At 38.7% G+C, this 18,258-nt stretch carries 10 protein-coding genes; all 10 read right to left on the bottom strand.

The annotated features are described in order from the left end of the window. Window positions 1–54: 54 nt before the first annotated feature. Window positions 55–2,865: a glycoside hydrolase family 2 protein gene (locus tag BM176_RS30000; protein WP_090108105.1), complete on the bottom strand. Its 2,811-nt coding sequence runs from the start codon at window positions 2,863–2,865 to the stop codon at window positions 55–57. Window positions 2,866–3,097: 232 nt separating this feature from the next. Beyond that, a complete protein-coding gene (locus tag BM176_RS29995) occupies window positions 3,098–3,439 on the bottom strand; it encodes a hypothetical protein (protein ID WP_090108104.1) in 342 nt (113 codons plus the stop codon). Continuing rightward, a complete protein-coding gene (locus tag BM176_RS29990) occupies window positions 3,432–5,162 on the bottom strand; it encodes a hypothetical protein (RefSeq protein ID WP_090108103.1) in 1,731 nt (576 codons plus the stop codon). Before BM176_RS29990 ends, BM176_RS29995 begins: the two co-directional genes overlap by 8 nt. An 18-nt stretch (window positions 5,163–5,180) precedes the next feature. After that, the gene (locus BM176_RS29985; protein WP_090108102.1) at window positions 5,181–6,416 is read right to left on the bottom strand and encodes a DUF1090 domain-containing protein; all 1,236 of its coding nucleotides are present in this window, start codon (window positions 6,414–6,416) and stop codon (window positions 5,181–5,183) included. 1 nt (window position 6,417) lies between these two features. Then, window positions 6,418–10,014, bottom strand: a complete 3,597-nt coding sequence (locus tag BM176_RS29980) for an acetate and sugar kinases/Hsc70/actin family protein (protein ID WP_090108101.1) — start codon at window positions 10,012–10,014, stop codon at window positions 6,418–6,420. Window positions 10,015–10,024: 10 nt separating this feature from the next. Next, a complete protein-coding gene (locus BM176_RS29975; RefSeq protein ID WP_090108100.1) occupies window positions 10,025–11,533 on the bottom strand; it encodes an FtsZ/tubulin family protein in 1,509 nt (502 codons plus the stop codon). Window positions 11,534–11,551: 18 nt separating this feature from the next. Beyond that, the gene (locus BM176_RS29970; protein WP_090108099.1) at window positions 11,552–11,923 is read right to left on the bottom strand and encodes a hypothetical protein; all 372 of its coding nucleotides are present in this window, start codon (window positions 11,921–11,923) and stop codon (window positions 11,552–11,554) included. A gap of 7 nt (window positions 11,924–11,930) precedes the next feature. Further along, window positions 11,931–13,208 (bottom strand): hypothetical protein, encoded by a 1,278-nt coding sequence (locus tag BM176_RS29965; protein WP_090108098.1) that lies wholly within the window; start codon window positions 13,206–13,208, stop codon window positions 11,931–11,933. A gap of 308 nt (window positions 13,209–13,516) precedes the next feature. Further along, window positions 13,517–14,527, bottom strand: a complete 1,011-nt coding sequence (locus tag BM176_RS29960) for an RNA ligase (ATP) (RefSeq protein ID WP_090108097.1) — start codon at window positions 14,525–14,527, stop codon at window positions 13,517–13,519. A gap of 261 nt (window positions 14,528–14,788) precedes the next feature. Then, the gene (locus tag BM176_RS29955) at window positions 14,789–17,884 is read right to left on the bottom strand and encodes a TonB-dependent receptor (RefSeq protein WP_218162309.1); all 3,096 of its coding nucleotides are present in this window, start codon (window positions 17,882–17,884) and stop codon (window positions 14,789–14,791) included. Between the last annotated feature and the right edge of the window lie 374 nt (window positions 17,885–18,258).

Raw genomic sequence — 18,258 nt, 5'->3', positions numbered from 1 at the left:
ATTAAAAATACGAAAACATTTACAGAGTATTCCATAAGTGGCATTCTTATCTCTTTATTTACCTGAGAAATCAAAGTATAACACCATTCTCAATGCCCTTGAAGGATCTTTTTCATAATCGTAGAAGATATTCTTCATCCCCATTGGGCCGGTTGTTTCGTTACGCTGGGTTTTAGTACCAATGCTACTGATGCCTTGCATAAAGGAGAGATCACCATTCGGAAAAACAGGTTCGTAATTATGCCATTGGTCCGTTTTCCCGGCTGGTGTAAATAACCGCAGGAACAGATCTTCATTTTCTGTATACACGGTAAATGGCTGTGTTGTTGTGATGAATTTACACCAGTACATTTTAGCATGATATCCTTTAAACTCTGGGTAATTCCAGCTTTCACCGGTTTCTGTATCATTGTAATCTTTATGCCATACTCCAAAACTGGTGCCTTTAAGTCTATTCTTCCAAACGCGGTAAGGACCGTTGCCCATATATTCTACAGCCTTCATTTCCCGTTCAGGGAAAGAGAAGTTTACCCCAACAAATGAAGTAAAATAAGCCCCAGGAAAATATCGTACTTCCATCCTTACAATACCTGATGGATAGATTGTCCATTGTAAAGTATTAAAGCTAATTTTCCTGTCAAAGGAAGAGTTGATCACCAGCTTCTTTTCTTCAAAACGATAAGAGAATCCTTTAAAGTTATTCTCTCCTTCCTGCAATACAGGGCCATCATGAAAAGGAATAGTGGTTGTTCCATTTTTGACATCACTCAATAATCCGTTTTTGTTGTTGAATGATAAACTTATATTACCAGCAGACACCAGCCATAAAGAATCCTGTTCTTTCAATATAACACTAGCTTTACCTAGTGTATCCAGCTTACTCATGGCTATTTGAGAGGGACTTGCTACCGGGAAACTCCATGTAAATATTTCATGCTGATGAACGTCTTTTGCTGTTACATACAATACATCGTAAGTACGCCAGTCGGAAGGTAATTGTAACTGTAATACACCTTTCTCAAAAGGGTTGATATGCGGAGCTTTAATTATACCAGTAATCTCTTTGGCTATGTTCTGTTTCTGTTCTTCCTGCAATGCTTCGTTTGCTGTAGTTGCCTGGGATCCATCCAGTTTTTTCAGTTGCCAGCTAAAGCTGCATTGGTCTGTGTTCGTAAAACAATATCGGTTTTCTATGTTCAGTCTGCCATCAAAAGCAGGTGTTATTTCTTTACGTTCAAACCAGATGGGACTCCACACTTCTTTGATTGTAAAAAAGCTGCCCTCCTTTTCATGATGAGGTCCTACAATACCATCTGCTCCTCTGTGTTTATCGGTATCCAGTGAATCGTGTTTATCTTTCCGCACCACACCCTGATCTGCAAAGTCCCATAAAAAGCCACCTGCACTTAAAGGGTTATGCCACATCTTTTCCCAATAGTCTTCCAGTCCTGCACCATGTCCGCCATCGAATTGCCCATGCAGGAATTCCGTGGGCATCACAATTTCTCTTCCGTTCTCATAATTACCGATGCCATAATTATACTCACGATAATGCTGTGTTTCAATACCATTAAACAATTGCCAGGGATGCACCACAGGGCGCTGTTGTGGATCCAGCTCAGGAAACAGGTGATCAAGTGCCAGGTTATGGCCGCCTTCATTACCATTGGCCCAGAACACAACTGATGGATGATTCACATCATGCACAAGCATTTCCTGTACCAGCTTAGTACCCGTAGGAGTATCATAATTGCCGTGCCATCCCGCCAGTTCATCCATAACGTATAGCCCCAGTGAATCACATACATCCAGGAAATGCGCATCAGGAGGATAATGCGACATGCGGACAGCATTCATGTTCATTTCTTTGATCAGCAACACATCTTCTATACTTATCTGCTTGCTGGTCGTTCTCCCGGTTTCCGGACGAAAAGAGTGACGGTTCACTCCTTTGAATTTAACTTTAACACCATTCACATAGACGCCATCCCGTTGTTTCACTTCTACTGTACGAAAGCCGAAACGCTGTTTTATGGTATGTATTATTTTCCCTTCATCCAGTAAAGAAATTTCAGCCATGTATAAATTAGGAAATTCGGATGACCAGAGTTGGATATGATCATATGAGGTATGAATAATGGATTCATGATCATTCACAGTCTCTATAACCTTCTTTCCTATTACCTTTCCGGCCATATCATACACCTGAACAGATACCTGCTTTGCCCCGGATGCATTTACCAGCAGTTTTGCATTAAAAGAGCCATCGGCCTTTGCTTCAATTGCTACTTCTGCAATATGTTCTTCGGGTAGGGCTTCTAAAAATACGGGACGGAAAATGCCACCAAAGATCCAGAAGTCTGCTTTACGCTCGGCTTCATTTACAGATTTATTAGCGGAATGCTTGGCTACTTTTACTTCGATCTGGTTCTTACCTGGATAGTTTAATAATCCGGTGATATCATATTTAAATGCATAAAAAGCGCCCTGATGCACCGCTCCAGCGGATTTACCATTTATCTTTACCTCCGCATCTGTCATTACTCCTTCAAAAACAATATTGATCTTTTTGCCTTTCCAGGCGACAGGAACATTAAAAGCATATTTATATAAACCGGTTTCTTTACCCCGGATACTGTCTGCAGTAAATCCATAATCATATTTACCAAAACCCTGTAACTCCCAACAGGAAGGTACCGGGATGGTTGTCCACTTACCAGCATTACTACCACCGGTACAATAAAATTGCCAGTCTATAGTCTTATCACTACCAGTACCAGAGAGGTACTGCAATTCCGTGGATTGGGCAACAACTCCATGCATTGCCAACGTCAACAATACAAGGAGGGTTATATTAATTTTCATCTCTATCAGTTTATCTAGTGGAATCAGACCTAAACAAAAGGTGCAATTTTCATTACACCTTTTGTAAAACCAATATAGGTAAAAATTAAATGTTAATAAAACACTTAATTTAAAATACGCTGTTTCTGTACAACTGTATTCAGTTGGCAAACTTAAATCAAGCAGGAAGCACCCAATGGATTATGTAACTTTAATAAGAAAAATCAGCAGGCAGTATGAATAGTGGAGGATTCTATACCTTATTAATGAGCAGACAGATTAAGATAAATAAGGTTAGTCCTCCAACAGGATACAATACCCATTTAGCATCAAGGTTATATTTTCTTCTGGCAGCCCATGCACCATATATAGCACCCACAAATATTCCCAGGATAGCCCAGAGTACCTGATTGGGAAGTGCTCCCCCAGTATTAAATAGTTTACTAAAGAAAAGGAAGAAGTTGACACTAAAAATGGAAACCGGCTTAATCATTATTAATGCCAGAATAATAATCACTGCTGCCCATACTTTACGTTTGCGATTGCGTTTATTTTTCTCAAGCTCCGCAATTGCAGTAGAAATTAAATCAGTCATTTACATTTGTTTTGTATTTCTGTTTAATAAAGCGATAAGAGTACCATAATCCGCTAATCAGTAAGAGGAAAGTAAACAGGAATCCAAGAAAACCCGGTGGCAAATCAGAGATCGATGTATCCTGTGAGAAATAATTGACATCATCAGGATAATTATATAGTACAGGTGCAATGGATATTATGAGCATGAAAAACAAAGCACCTATCGCACTAAACTTCATCATCTCCAATATGTAGGCTCTCTTAGGGAATGTAACAGAAATCGTTACCGGAATATGGACCTGTTCATATATTGAAGTAACAACAATGTTCACATTATAAATTCTGTCTTTAACCAGCATCATCGGTTGAATGCGCAATTTTATTTCACCGGTATTATTATCGACAAGACTATAGAATTTTATAAACTCTTTATCGATGCTAACTCCTTCAAACTCCTCATCCAGTTGCACCTTCACTTTAACAAATCCACTACCTGCCAACCTTAGCTGTATAACCTGCTCTACAGGTTTGCTGGCCTCTGTATTCAGAAATGATAACGATTCTGGTACTGCCTTTACAGATGGTATTGGAGAAGCAGGATCTACCAGGTTGATCAACGTTTGTACAGTAGCCAGCTTATGTTCTTCTTCACTATAAAATCCTGAACTGGTAATCGTTGAAATCCCATGAACCAGCTGATCGTTCCAATGTTGATTATTCAGTCCTGCAAACCAGGTTTGCAGATGCCCGGCATTAATAGCAGAAAATATTTCAGGCCATACTACCCCTGTGTTTTTTGCGGCCTCAGTTAACTGCACAGGTGAGTTATATCTTTTCCCATTCAGGTAATAAGGATATTGATTATTTACTTTATACAGGAAGGTCAGAAATCCGTTTTTATCGTTTTGTTCTGTCAGGAACTTCTCCTGTTCAGCGTTGACTTCCTTCAGCCAGATATGCATATGCCCTTTCCCATAGAGTGCTTCCATCTGAAGAAATAATTCATGGGAGTCACAGCCATCATTCAACAGCTCTGCTACCGTATTATACGTTTTACCATGAAAGCGGAAAGGCAGATTGTTATTAAGCCGGTATATAATAGTAAGATATCTCTTCTCCAGGTCTTTCTCTTCTTCAAAGATCCGTTCAAATGATTTTGTCCGCGACACGTTTCTTGTCAGCAGTGTTACAAGCGGTGGCAGATAGAGTTTATTCTCCAGATATTCCATCGCTTCCTCTTTTTTACGAAAGGATATTTCTCCTATTTGTTCCAGGGTAGTAGCTTTCACATCACACCAGTAAACAGGTTCTACCTGTTGCTGGTAACGTTGCCACGCCTCATCATGCATCCAGAAATTACGGAAAGAACTCCAATCCGGCGGGGTAAGGTCACGTGGTTCAAAATTATATGGTTCTTTGCTGATGATAGAAATGATATATGGAATTACTTTCTGCGCAGGTAAATCATTCTTTACACTTTCGATAATCTGTTTTGCATCCTTATCAAAAAAAGCCCCTCTAGCAACAGTCTCACTTGCATTTAACTGTTCGTAAATACGATCATATGCCCGCCAGTCTGTCTTTCCATATACTTCACTCACAAGCACCGCTAATGCACCTGTATCGAATCCCAGTTCTCTTGCATTGCTTATCAGATCAGGGTAATTATGGATGTTGACATCCCTGTTATTGAGGATCAGCAATTCCCGGATATCCTCTTCCAGTTCCTCCAGCGTTTTCATGCTAACGATTTAACGTGTTTAATTAAAACTGAGCCGTGCAGGCTTATGGATTACCCATTTATTGCCCTTCAATAACAATACTCCCGGTTCATTCGTAATAATAGTGCTGTCTACGGATGGTAAAGAGTCGTACAAACATGTATTACTCAGAAAATAGGAAGCGTTTGACAAGGCATATTTCTGCGCCTGCTGATTACTGGTAACCTTGTAAGTTCCTGCATCAGGGGCAGTAATCGTTATTTCAAAGATTGTTTCACTATCATGGTTATCTAACAAATCTTCTGATGAAAATCCATCACCAAGATCCGCATATCTTGCATATTTAACAATCGGACCAAAACCTCTGGGGCGATCAGATACAGCATCTTTTGAGAATTTGTCTTTCGGAATTTCTTCCCGGGCCTCCCTTACTTTTTGCTGATAGGCCTTTCTTTCTTCTGCCTGTTTATCAGACACCTGTGCCAGGCGTTCTTCCGTTTCGCTTATTTTTTCTTTCAAAGACTTTACCTCTACCCTCAGATTGTCAATATTCGCATCTCTGTTACGAATCACATCTTTAAGTTCTTTCTTTAATTTGTTTATTTTCTCCCGATTCTTTCTTCCTTCTATAAAGAAATATAAGGTCAGGAATGCAAGAAAAGCACCGCCTGCAAGGTAAAGCCAAGGTATTTCCTGCGGGTCATCCTCTCTTCCGGCACCTTTATTATCATTAGTAATCCCACTACCTTTGTTAACCAAAGCAGTATTCTTCGTTTCTTCTTTAGCAGTATCCGCTTGTTGTGCAACCAGAGGTGTTGCGCTATCTCCATTTATAACAGTAGCATTGGAATAATCATCTATAGTCTTTCTGACATCATCCCTGTAAGCACCATAACTATCAATAGTAATCCTTTTGCTTCTTTTTTTATTATCAGAGGAGTTCGTAGTGATCTTTCGTAATAATAGCGTATCAAATTTCTCCAGTGCCCTCTTATTTGGCAATACTTTTTTATCACGCCACCCATCAATCAATAAATCAACATTCTTAAGACCATTATCCTTTGCAAACTGTTTCAGCGCTTCATAACTATTACCAATACAGCTTTTGCACTTATTCTCTTTAACTTCTTCGAAACTGGCAGTATCAGTAGAAAGAAATTCAACGGTACGCTTAATAATATCGTATTTGGCCTTGCTGATCTTTTTTTCAACAGGGGTCTGTGCAAATAATTCCGTACAAAAAAGCAGGGGCAGAACAAATAATAATTGTTTCATCTTATACGGTTTTGTTACTAACAATATGTTTTGATAATTTATACAATGCTTCTTTGAATGCAAAGAAGAACAATGATTGCGGTAGAGGTTCATCCTTCTCTTTTCCATTCAGATCATTTAATACCTTCCTGTAGCTATCATAGACCAATCCTTCCCCATTATCTATATTACCATCCCAACGGAGCAACTCCAATGTGCTTTTCAGATTCTTAATTTTAAACTCTCCCAGAAAATCTATGACCTCACGATTGTTCAATGTTTTATCCAGGAAGGCATTCAGATTCTCCAGTACTGCTATGTTCAGCGGACTATTAACCTGCTGTACATCTTTTACCAGGAATCCGGTTTTAGCATCCTTTATTACTATTTCTGCAAACGCAGGGTTTTTAAGCGGATCAAATCCGGGATGTACAAATTCCTGTACACCATTATACTTCTCCGTTTCGATTTTTTCTGCACGTGCATACAATACAGAACCATTGGCAGTAACCTCCTTCGGATTAGGATTAAGAATCACTTCAAAGCTCTTCTGCACCTCCTTACCAGCATATATTCTGATCAACAACCGTGTAAATTCTTCCAGTTCAGGTTTACCTCCACCACAGATCATCTTGATATACTGACTACCTTTTCCTGTAAAAGAGAGGTACCTTGGAAACGGGTATTTTTTCAATTCCACGATTTCCACAATATGATAGATGATTGCGCAGTAATGCAAATACATCACCGTAAGCATACCAGGATTACCTATCGTAATCGAATCACTGAAGCGGAACTTATGATCATACTTAAAGAGTAAACTGATCAGGTCATCAGATCTCAGGCTGCCATCTTCCTGCGCCTTATTAAGATACTTGATTTCGCTGGCCGGGCTAATGTTATTAGCCTTCTGATAATTGAAATAATTAGTGATAAAACCATTGTCTTTCAACTTACCATTGAATCCGCTTCCCCACAGATCATTACCTGCAAAACGGAATGATGTACTGATATATTTATGGGCTATCTGCCCGGCAGATTCCATAAACATCATGATATCTGTTGTACCACCACCAATGTCAACATTAATGATGTTAGCCATATCGTGTAAGGCATTCTCTGTTTTGGTCAGATAGAAATAGGGGGCAACAGATTCAGGAATAGATTCGAGTAAATTCGCACCTGTGCCTTCAAAGACTTCCTTAAAAGTAGCTGATAATATGTCCCTCAATATTACCCGGTTCCCCCTTGTCATACTAAGCGGAAGTGACCAGGCAACCTGCAGCTTTTTGAGATCTCCGTTATTCAGTATTGTTTTTACTTTAATCTGTACCAGCAATTGCTTAAGAAAGAATCTAACCCTGTTCTTATTCGCATTATCGTTATTATTCTCAAGCAGCCATTTAAGGTTAGTGGTATAAATCACATCCCCTTGTGTTTCTTCCTGGTCTATGTAATAACCGATATTGATGTGACTGAACAGGTCATAATTTGAATCATCACCTTTGCCGAAATTCGCCACTTCACAGGTAGCAGTTTTGAAGGGGAAAGAAATACTGTTTTTCCCTTTGTCAGTTATTACAGCCGGTAAGAACTCGCGACGCAATGTAAGGTCAATGGCAGGAAACTGCCCGTAAAAAGAAAATTTTGAGCTGGGGGTGGTCGTATCTGTACCAGGGGCATTCAGCAATACCATCTGCTGATCTGCTTCTTCAATCTCAAAGGGCAGAGGCAGACTATTAGTATTCTCCATATATGCAACATGCGTATTAGAGGTACCAAAATCGATCGCAAATGTATAACCCTTTGTCTGATTAAGACCAAAGGTCCTATTCTCGAAATTGGGGACGATTAACCCATTACATTTACTTCCATTAGAGTCTTTGTAAGACATCGTTATGTAATCAAACGATGCCCGCAGCTTATAATACCTGGAAGTTGCAGTAGCTCCACCCTGATCAAATACAGACCTCAACGTGGTTTTTCTTTCCAGCTGATTAGTATCCGTACTGATCTTGTCATAAGAAAAGAAATGTAATGATACTCGTTCTGCTCCATCCTGTTCTATACGGTTGGCAAGCAGGATATCATAATCGTTCAGTGCCTTTAATGAAGCATCACTGCCTGCAATCTTATAGAAAGGATAAATCCCCATTCCCACACGACAGTCAATAATGGTACCTTTTGTTTTATTATACTCCTTGACGAACAGAATTTCTGTAGTGGTCTTTTTATTCTTTATAGGAACTTTCAGGGTAGCTCTGACTACACCATTCGTTAAAGTAATGGTGAGTGCATTTTTAAGATCCGCAAATGTGAAGAAATTGAAATATTCCTTCTTTATAGGAAGCAGGTATTTAAAATCTCCTTTAAAGCCGGAAAAGAATTTTGTACTATTAATATTATAAGGCACTTCCAGCAGATAATCTTCCAGAAAGTCTTCCGTTGTAATGAAAGGATAAACAACAGTAGAACTATTCCCCTGTGGAAGTTTTCTGTCATACAAAGGAATGGATCTGTGATACAGATCCCGGATGATTGTGATAGGATTCCAGGGGATATTTTTCTCAATATAATCCCCATTTATATTCATTCCGTTAATCAAAACTAGTGGAGGATATACTAATACCTCTTCATTCTTTTCATTGAACTGTTTCCTGTATTTATCAGTTGTTGCATTGATAATAAAATCACTTGTATTCAGTATTTTCTCCCTCTCCCGTTCTTCCTTCTGACGATAGAAATACAGTCCGTTGATTGTAAGCAATTTATTCTCCACATTTGTCATGATCTTGCTATACTCCTCTTCCAGTATGGAAGAGGTGACAGTGATCCTTTCGTTATTAAACAAATCTGAGAAACGCTTATTATTCTTAATGGCCTTGTTTATATACTTCCTTAGTCCGGCGGCTTTTTCGAAAGCTTCCTTGTTTTGCCGGCATAATGTAAAAAGGTATTTTACAAACTCTTCATCCCTCAAATGTAATGGTCTGATATCGCTATCAAAAAACACATCCCCATCTGAACTCTGCGGGATATTTATAATAGCTCCGTCTCTTATCTGACGTGACCAGTTAGGGCTGGTAAAAAACAGCGTGAGAGGGGAAGTACCACCAAGTAATGTATTCTCATAGTAAATCAGAAAAATGCTGCCGGTATTAGCGAAAGCAGTATTATCCTTATCAAAGAAGATTTGTCCCAGCGACTTTCCAAGGAGATAGTTGGGATGTTTTTCTCCTTTTGCTTTCAGTTTGTCAATATTTTCCTGGACTTTCCATTCTTTAAACCAGATCTTTTTCCCGGCACCAATATCTTCAGACCGTGTATTAAACATCATCTGAAATACATCCAGACAATCGGAAACAAGCTGGTGGTAAATGGTATTCCCTTCCAGGTTCATTTCATCTGAAGCCAGAATATTAAATGCCGTATCAAAAAGCTCCATTCTTGCCAACGGAGAAGGGATAGCTGTTCCTGCTTTGGAAGATCCTTTAGAGGTAGTGATATTATCGACTACAAAACTGTCCGTATTAATACCCTTGCTAAGGCTCCAGCACTTTATTTCATTAGGGTTATATCCCTTATATTTCCTAAAAACATGCGCGATCTTTTCTGTCATACTTCATATTTTAGTTCATAACCGGAAGGTTCTCCAATTTCTCAAAACATTCATCTGCCATACGATTGAGTAACTTTAAAAAGCGTTTACCCTTTTCGGAATCAGGCAAACCTCTCTTCAGCTCATCCTCTATCAAACCAAATTTCTTATTCAGGAACGAATCCGTGATACCACCATTCACTTTAAAACCAAATTTCCGTTCCACTTCAATCTGCTTCCCTCTCACCATCGAGTTCAAATCAAGATCAATATTAAAAGGCTGAAATTTCCTTTCATTGTCCATCATCTCCAATAACCAGGATCTGTAGTGATCTCTGAAAAAAGAAGACAGATGTATAAAGAATGGATCATTTCTCAGTTTATCGTCCAGTCCTAATTCCTTATAAAAAATTTCATCCTTGAATTTTGGGATAATATCCAGGTACAATTTCTTTGCATAAGTAAACAGGACCAATGGTTTCATAATCGTGTCCCTGGTCTTATCGTAGAAATGCCTGGTATCAATAATCTGGTCTTCCTTTTTGATAGCAAAATCAAAGTATTCTGTCTTATCTCTGGATTTAAAATTCTCATCCGGCCTGTTCACAAAATCTATGATGGAAGTTGCGCCCAATAACTCAAGCAGATGCGCATTATTTTTCTGTTCTTCTCCACCTTCTTTATTTTCATATTGCTTCATTGGGTGATCCCATAACTGGTAGAAGCAGTTAATTTTCCCTTTCAGATATTTCGCATAATAAGTAAGTGCAGCTTCTGTTTTAGCATCAAACCGATCCGAGTTAATAGCGCTTTTCTTATCATCAGATACTTTATAATAAGGCATCATGGTAAGCGCGCCGAAAATATTATTCCGCAGTCTTTCTTCTTCCTGTAATAATCTCACTAACTGCGGAAAACCGGAAGAACCTGTTCCACCGAAAATAGAACTGACAATAAAGATCCTGTCATTCTCTCCTATGCTCTTCAGGATAAACTTAAACTCCTTTGTTGAAGCCAGGTTATTAAAAATAACACAACCTATATTGGGGTTCCCTTTAAACCCCATATCCAGCCGTAGATTCAGCTCAGTATGACTATAATCGGGATGATTAGAAGGTGTATTATCATAGAGTGCTTCCAGCAGATCCATATTAATATCTCCTACCAGTTCTTCATCAGGATCTATATACTTAATAAAAGATGTTTGCAGGTTCTCAAATTGCAGCTGAAACGAATCTTCCATTTTCTCTGTAACTTCCGTATCAGGTTTAATAGAGCTTAATGTATTCAGATTAGCATTAAAAAAGCCGGCAGTCATTTCTTCCCTGTTACCATATCCATGCTCTCTGATAAACTTGTACGATTCCAGAGCCTTCAGCGTACGTGTGGTATCTGCATTCTTTGCATCTACATCAATAATGATCGGAATGATCTTATTCGTATCTTTTAATTTCACACCGGAAGCAAGTAACATGGTGAGGGAGCGAAGTACTCTTGCACCTGTTCCTCCCACACCAAAAACAAATATATTCCTTGTCATATTCAATGATTTGGTCTGTTAAAAAGGAGTTCTTTTGGCGAAAATGGAAGCACGCTTTAATATAAAAGACAGGATGATAAAATAGACTACAGCATATAATGCATTGATAAATGAAAACGTGACCATATAAGCATCCGTATTCTCTTCTGTTATCATTCTAGCCATGTTAAATGCGAGCAGGTTTGTTGCAATAGCGAGTACAACAATGGTAATCAACCAATGTTTCAATTTATCCCATACAGGTCGCCATCTCCCTAAAAAAAGGTAAAATACAGATGCAAAAATGATGGAAATAATAAGTGTTGTCAATCCTACAAAGGAGTATATACTCTCCTCATATGCAGGATTGGCATTTTTTCCTCCTAATAATTCGTAGAGTATGCTAAACATGAGGGGGTCATTTTTTTATTGGTATGGAAATATTGATAAAGTTCTGGTTGTTATTCTGGTATGCTGCTCTTACACCATCTATCAGGTGTTTTAGTGCGAAGGTTTTCCCACCGATATCTGCCACATTTCTATCATCCATGATAGAGAGTGTTTTATAGGTAGTATCGTATTCCAGCGGCAGGTTTATTGCGGCCGTACCGGACTGGAAGATATTATTCAATCTGAAAACAAATACGTGAGTGCCTTTATTAACTTTGTCCTGTTCTTTATTTTTTAGTTTTACGATATTAATATTCTTAGTCAGTTCTATTTTCTCAATATTAAAATCCAGATTGCTCTGATTTTTTTGAAGATGTTTTCTCAGATAGTTTGTATCCTTTGCATATTCCGGCAATGAAGAAAGATCTACTACCATAGCAAATGCAGCAGTTTTCTTTGCATTGGCAGTGGCATCTTTCAAGCCAGAAGTACCATCAACAGACCACTCCCCTTCCTTATCATATCCAAAAAGTACGTCTCCGTGTTGTATAGGATCTCCGAAAAGTCCGAAGTCCATTTCCATTGTATGTGGCTGGAAGCTTTCAAGACCATTCAATTGCTGGTTAAACCTGATCAGCAGATCTCTGTTGCCAATTACCCAGATGTAATATGGACGGGATACGCTACCGTCCAGTTTGATTTTATTATTCTGATAAGTATAATAGTTACCCGTAAAAGCAGAATTGAACCCAAATATGGAAGCACACATATTATTTTTATGCTGCAGGTCGATGAATGCTGTGGTCATTGTAGACTTCAGTTCTCCTTCCGCATTGTCTCTGTTCAGGTTCTCATTTCCTTTCTTACGAAGTACATCATCAGGATAGGAAAGGATACAATCTGATACAAATATGGAGATATCATTAGAGTCTGTTTTCGCTGCGATCATTTTAAAGATCTTATGCATCTCAGAGCTTTTCTCTTTGGCTGGCTGTTTGATCGAAATAGCATTAATAAAGTCCTGTGTAGTACCTGGGAATTTTACAATTGAATCGGCGATATAGTAATTATAAAGCGGAACCTTACCGGAATCTATCTTCCCTCCTATATTCACCAACAGATTAGGTATTCTGTTCCTGAAATCTGTAGAACCCTGGAGATAACCAGCCATACTGCCGGAAGTTTCCATAAAGAAATTGATCTTCGTTATCTTTTTCTCTTTTACAGCAGTTTGGGCAACATGAGGTTTTGAGGAACAGCCGGATAATACGACCAGTAAAAGGAAGTAAATAACTTGTTTGCTCATTAGATGGAATTTTGATGTAGAAAACCGGGGATCCTGTTTACGTCAATGGCAGCTCAGAATTTACCAATGCGAGGTATAAGTTATATAATAACATGGGGTACACATTTATAAATAATCACATGAAAACAATCAGATATTTATTGGATTGCGCTTAATTATCCAGTATTGCAATGATAAGGATTAAGAAAATAAATTCAGTTAATGCAATGTTAACGGCAGATAGATTTTCATATTAATGAATTCGGTATTATCCCAAATTACAAGAGCCTGTACTTATGGTACAGGCCCCCCTTTATAAATCCCAACTCTTACTCTCCATACTTCAACAAAAACTCCGGATTAATGGCTTTGAATGTAACCCTGCCATGTATGAAATATCCATTGGATATCTCAAACTTCTCAGCAAGCGGACGAATGATAATACCTTCAGCCCAGGCATCAGGACATATACTGCTTTTAATAGTCGCCATTGCCACAAGTGCATCAATATCATTAACAAGTTCGTAGTCTGTTGAAATAACAGGAACACTTGGTAATTCCAATTGATTCAGCAATTCCATAAACTTATCAAACTGCAGGTATTCAGACTTGTCAATATTAAAGGCATTGAAAAAGCGCACCTGTTGTCCTTTCAATTTTAGTTTATTGCTCTGAATCCCCTCTCCTACCAGCTCTCCCTGCAATGCATAATTACCATCCAATGAACGCAGCTTGTTTTCAATATCCAATTGTCTGGCTACTTTCCATAAGCTATTCTCATTATTCTCAAGTAATTCAAGATTACGGCTGCAAACACCAAACTCTCCGTTATTCAGAAAATAGGTTGCACTACTACCATCCAGCTTTTCTGTGATGTAACATTTTTCGCCTTTGTATTTATCTAATACGGTTTGTAATACCTGTACTCTTGTTTCATCTGTCTTCGGAATAAATGAAGGGAATTTACCTTTGGCAATACCGCCTAAACAGGCTGGGATAGCAGGTTCGTACTTAATAATTCCCATCACATCAGTGCAATCTGTATCTTCCTCCGCATTAAAACCATCAGGCAAAAACGATAACGGGAAAGCAATACCCTGGGATATTTGTCCCCTGAGCCTAACTGTTCTGATCCTCATCCCTCTCGGTTTTAGAAACTCAAATTCTGGTTTGTCTGGCATCAGACTATCAATCTCACAATAAATACATAAATCATCCACTTTAAATTCTCCTTTCTTTACTACTAATTGCCAACCCAATACATGGGCCTTTTCAATAGCATCCGCACCTTCAATACTTTCCAGGTGTTTAATTCTCTGAATGCTTGCTAATTTTCTCATTGTTATATTTTAGGATTACGCAAAAAAAAAGCCCCGCAATTTCTTGCGGGGCTAATGTTATTATATTGAATCAGTTATCAACTTACTCCATGATATAACATATCCCGCAAAAGGAATCGATACCTTTTTAGGATTAGTAAATATTTAGGAGCCATATTTAACTGAGTATTCTTCATTTCTTCTATGTGCAAATTATTTTAACCGTGCAAAGTTGTGGATTTTTTTCTATACCAACAACTTTATATGTAAAATTTATTATTATCAGAACCCATATCTTACGCCTATCTGTACCTGATAAGGATTACCACTTAAAGCAGAAACCCCGGCATTGGTATTAACCGCATACTTGTAAGTGTTGGTAGTCGCGTCAAAACTCCTGATGGTATATAAGCTAGCTGAGGTTACGTTGTGATTTACGCCCCATGACTTATTAAGGAAGTTACCAACGTTAAACAGATCTGCAGAGAGTTCCACATATTGCTTTTTGAATGTCTTGATCTTTTTAGCCAGCCTTACATCAAATACACCATAAAAAGGATTGACACCACCATTTCTTTCAGCGATCTTTCCGAAGTTATTACGGATATAATCTTTCATGCTTTTCTCAACATTATCATTTGCCAGAATAGCATTGATACCATCTTTTAAGTATTGAGGACTGGTAGCACTTTTTGGATCATATACATAAGCAAGATCGTTCGAAGCAACGAAATCTCCGTTTACGTTTCCGTTTACGATAAGGGAGTAACGTGTTCCTCCGATTCCTGAAAAACGAACACCTGCGCTGATACCCCAAATAGTAGGTGCGGTACCGTAAACTACGATCTTATTCCTGAACTGGTTATCAGAATATGTCATCTTGCTCAGGTCGCGCGGATCATCCTTTACGTACTGAACAAGTGTTGCTGTATTGGCTACGTTACCATTATAAGATGTATTATCCTTGCTCTCGTTCCATGTATAGGAAAATGCGATCTCTCCATCTTTATAGTAGCGGTAATTTCCATCGATCACAAATGCCATCTGGTTTACCTTTCCTGTGCTTTGCAGTTCCAGTACACGGCCTACTTCTGTTGTTTTGCGACTCTGGGTCCAATCAGCAGAACCGTTGCTGGCATTAATGGTAGCTGCAGGTACATATACTCCGCGGTTAGCCTCATCAGCAATACGGAAATAAGGCTGATCTACCATGTTGCGGTCTACGTAGGTGTAGTTGTTGCGACCATAAGTCAGGTAACCGTTCACGCTCATTCTAAACGTTTCTGTGAAGAAGTGAGAGTAAGAAGCATTCATTTTATAAACGGTAGGCACTTTAACGTCTTTACCATTCATATTGATAGTAGCCAGTTTAGGAATATTAGGATTGTTTAACAAATCCATACCTGGAGCCGTTGAAGGATTCTGGCGATATGACGGGAAATTCGGAGTTGGTACCTGGCTACCTGTTAAATCAACACCTATAATATGTGAACCATCGAACAACATATTGTTGATCATGGAATAAGGATTGAGAGCCGATCCGAAGATACCAGCACCAAACCGGATAATATCACGTTTATTCTGACCTAAATCCCAGCTTACCTGAAAACGGGGTTGTACCTGTAAAGTCCTGAGTTTGTTAGAGGTATTCAGTCCAAGGGTATTATAAACTGTCTGATTGAAATTGGCTTCCTTGAGATAATCTGTATAATCCACACGTACACCTGCGGTTACATCAAATCCGGGGAATAATGTTGTCTGCATTTGTGCATACACGTTAGGAACCAGGATATTGAATTTTATATTATGATCATCTGTTAAATAAATATCCCTGGCGTAACGGTATGGAGTAAGGTTATCGAAATTAGTCAGACCGGTAAAGTAAAAGCGTCCGTTAGTCTCACTTCCGTAAATAGAATTTTGATTAGTGAAAGTAACACCACCACCAAATGTAAAGTGGGATTTACCTACATTCCAGTATACATTATCTACCAACTGTACAAGGTTATTATTGAAATAGTCACCACCATAACGTTGTCCTCCCAGTTGAATAGCAGTGGTCACAGTAGAACTATCGCTTGCTTTAGATTGAATACTCTGTACAATGGCCCTTGGGATATTATCTGCAGGCAGCTGGGGATTAGCAAACATTTTATTGTATTCCCAGTAATGCTGTAATTTCAATTCATTGGTCAGGTTAGAACTAATAGAAGTACGTAAAGATGCCATTACGCTATTATTAATACTTTTCCTGGTGCTATACACTTCATACATGTTGATAGCTGTATTATCACCATCTGATTGATTATCCATATCATAGATAAAATTATCTCTGATGGTCAACAGGTTTTTAGTATTCAATTGCCAGTCAATCCTTCCAAAAAGGGCATGTGTATTTTTCTTCTTATCAAATTGTCCGAACTGAGGAGAGTTGGCAACGCCATATTTGTTCCTTGCGATGGTCTGGAATTGGTCCAGTGTAGCCTGCGTTACGTTAAATCTTTTCTCATCGGCAGGCGACTGGATACTGGCAATATATAGTGGACGGGAATCTTCCTGATGATCCCAGGCAAAGAAGAAATGCGCTTTGTCTTTAATAATAGGACCACCTATCGAAAAGCCATACTGATAGGTAGAAAATGCCTGATTACGTTTTTGCCCGTTTAAACCATACTGACTGGACAACCAGTTAGTACGAAGAAATGAAAATGCACTCCCTGTTAATGTATTTGTACCTGACTTGGTAACAGTACTTATTGTACCACCACCAGCATTACCATAAGTAACATCATACTGGTTGGTAACCACCTGGAACTCGCGTACTGCTTCCATTGTAATAGAATAAGCACCAGTAGGCTGTCCACCTGAGATAGTACCTCTTGCCGACATACCGTCAATGGTAAAATTGGTAGCAGATGCCAGTTGTCCTGATAAATTGCTTCCACTGCTCAATGGGGAAAGATCCATCAATGATGTGAAATTACGGCCATTTACAGGTAGTTTGGCTATATCCCTGGCCGTTACAGCTGTAGCAGATCCTATATTTTCTATCTTGTTCTTTAAGGAACCGGTAGTAACGACAACCGTTTGAAGGTCGGTCGTTTTTTCTGTCATTTTGAAATCGATCTTAAGAAGGTCTCCCTGATTCAAAGCATAACCAGTTTGTTTCTGAGATACCATTCCCATTGCATCTACAGTAATGGAATAAGGAGAACCCAGCGGTAATTCTTTCAGGAGAAATTCCCCTTTGTCATTGGCTACAGCCCTCGTTTGAAAGCCTGTAGACTCGTTTCTTACAAGTATGAATGCACCAATCAATGGAGCGCCATTAGTCCCGTTTACCTTACCGGAAATGCCTGCAAGGTTGGTTTGAGCCATTGAATAAAAAGCAATTAAACAAAAAATAATACTAAAGAAAGCTCGCCGTTGACAATTGTACATCTTAATGTAGTTTTTATTTGCAGTACATGAAAGCGCAAATGTCAAATACGTATGTTATGAGAATCTTAGCAAAGCGTTAACTTTTTATAAAGGAATTATTCCTTAAACAAGTATATCCTCCCCTCTGATAAAAATCGAAAGTATTCCTCTTTAGCTGTAAAAAGTGAAGAATCAGGTGAAAACAAATCACTGGAAGGCCTCTGCCATGCTCATTTACAGAGAGATAAAGCATATATAAAGCATATGTGAAGCATATATAAAGCATAAATGAAGCATACTTCTAGTCACCCAATAAGGGACTGATGTTTCGC

The sequence above is a fragment of the Chitinophaga sp. CF118 genome, assembly GCF_900112615.1.
Classification (GTDB): Bacteria; Bacteroidota; Bacteroidia; order Chitinophagales; family Chitinophagaceae; genus Chitinophaga.
This window is presented reverse-complemented; position numbering and strand designations above follow the sequence as displayed.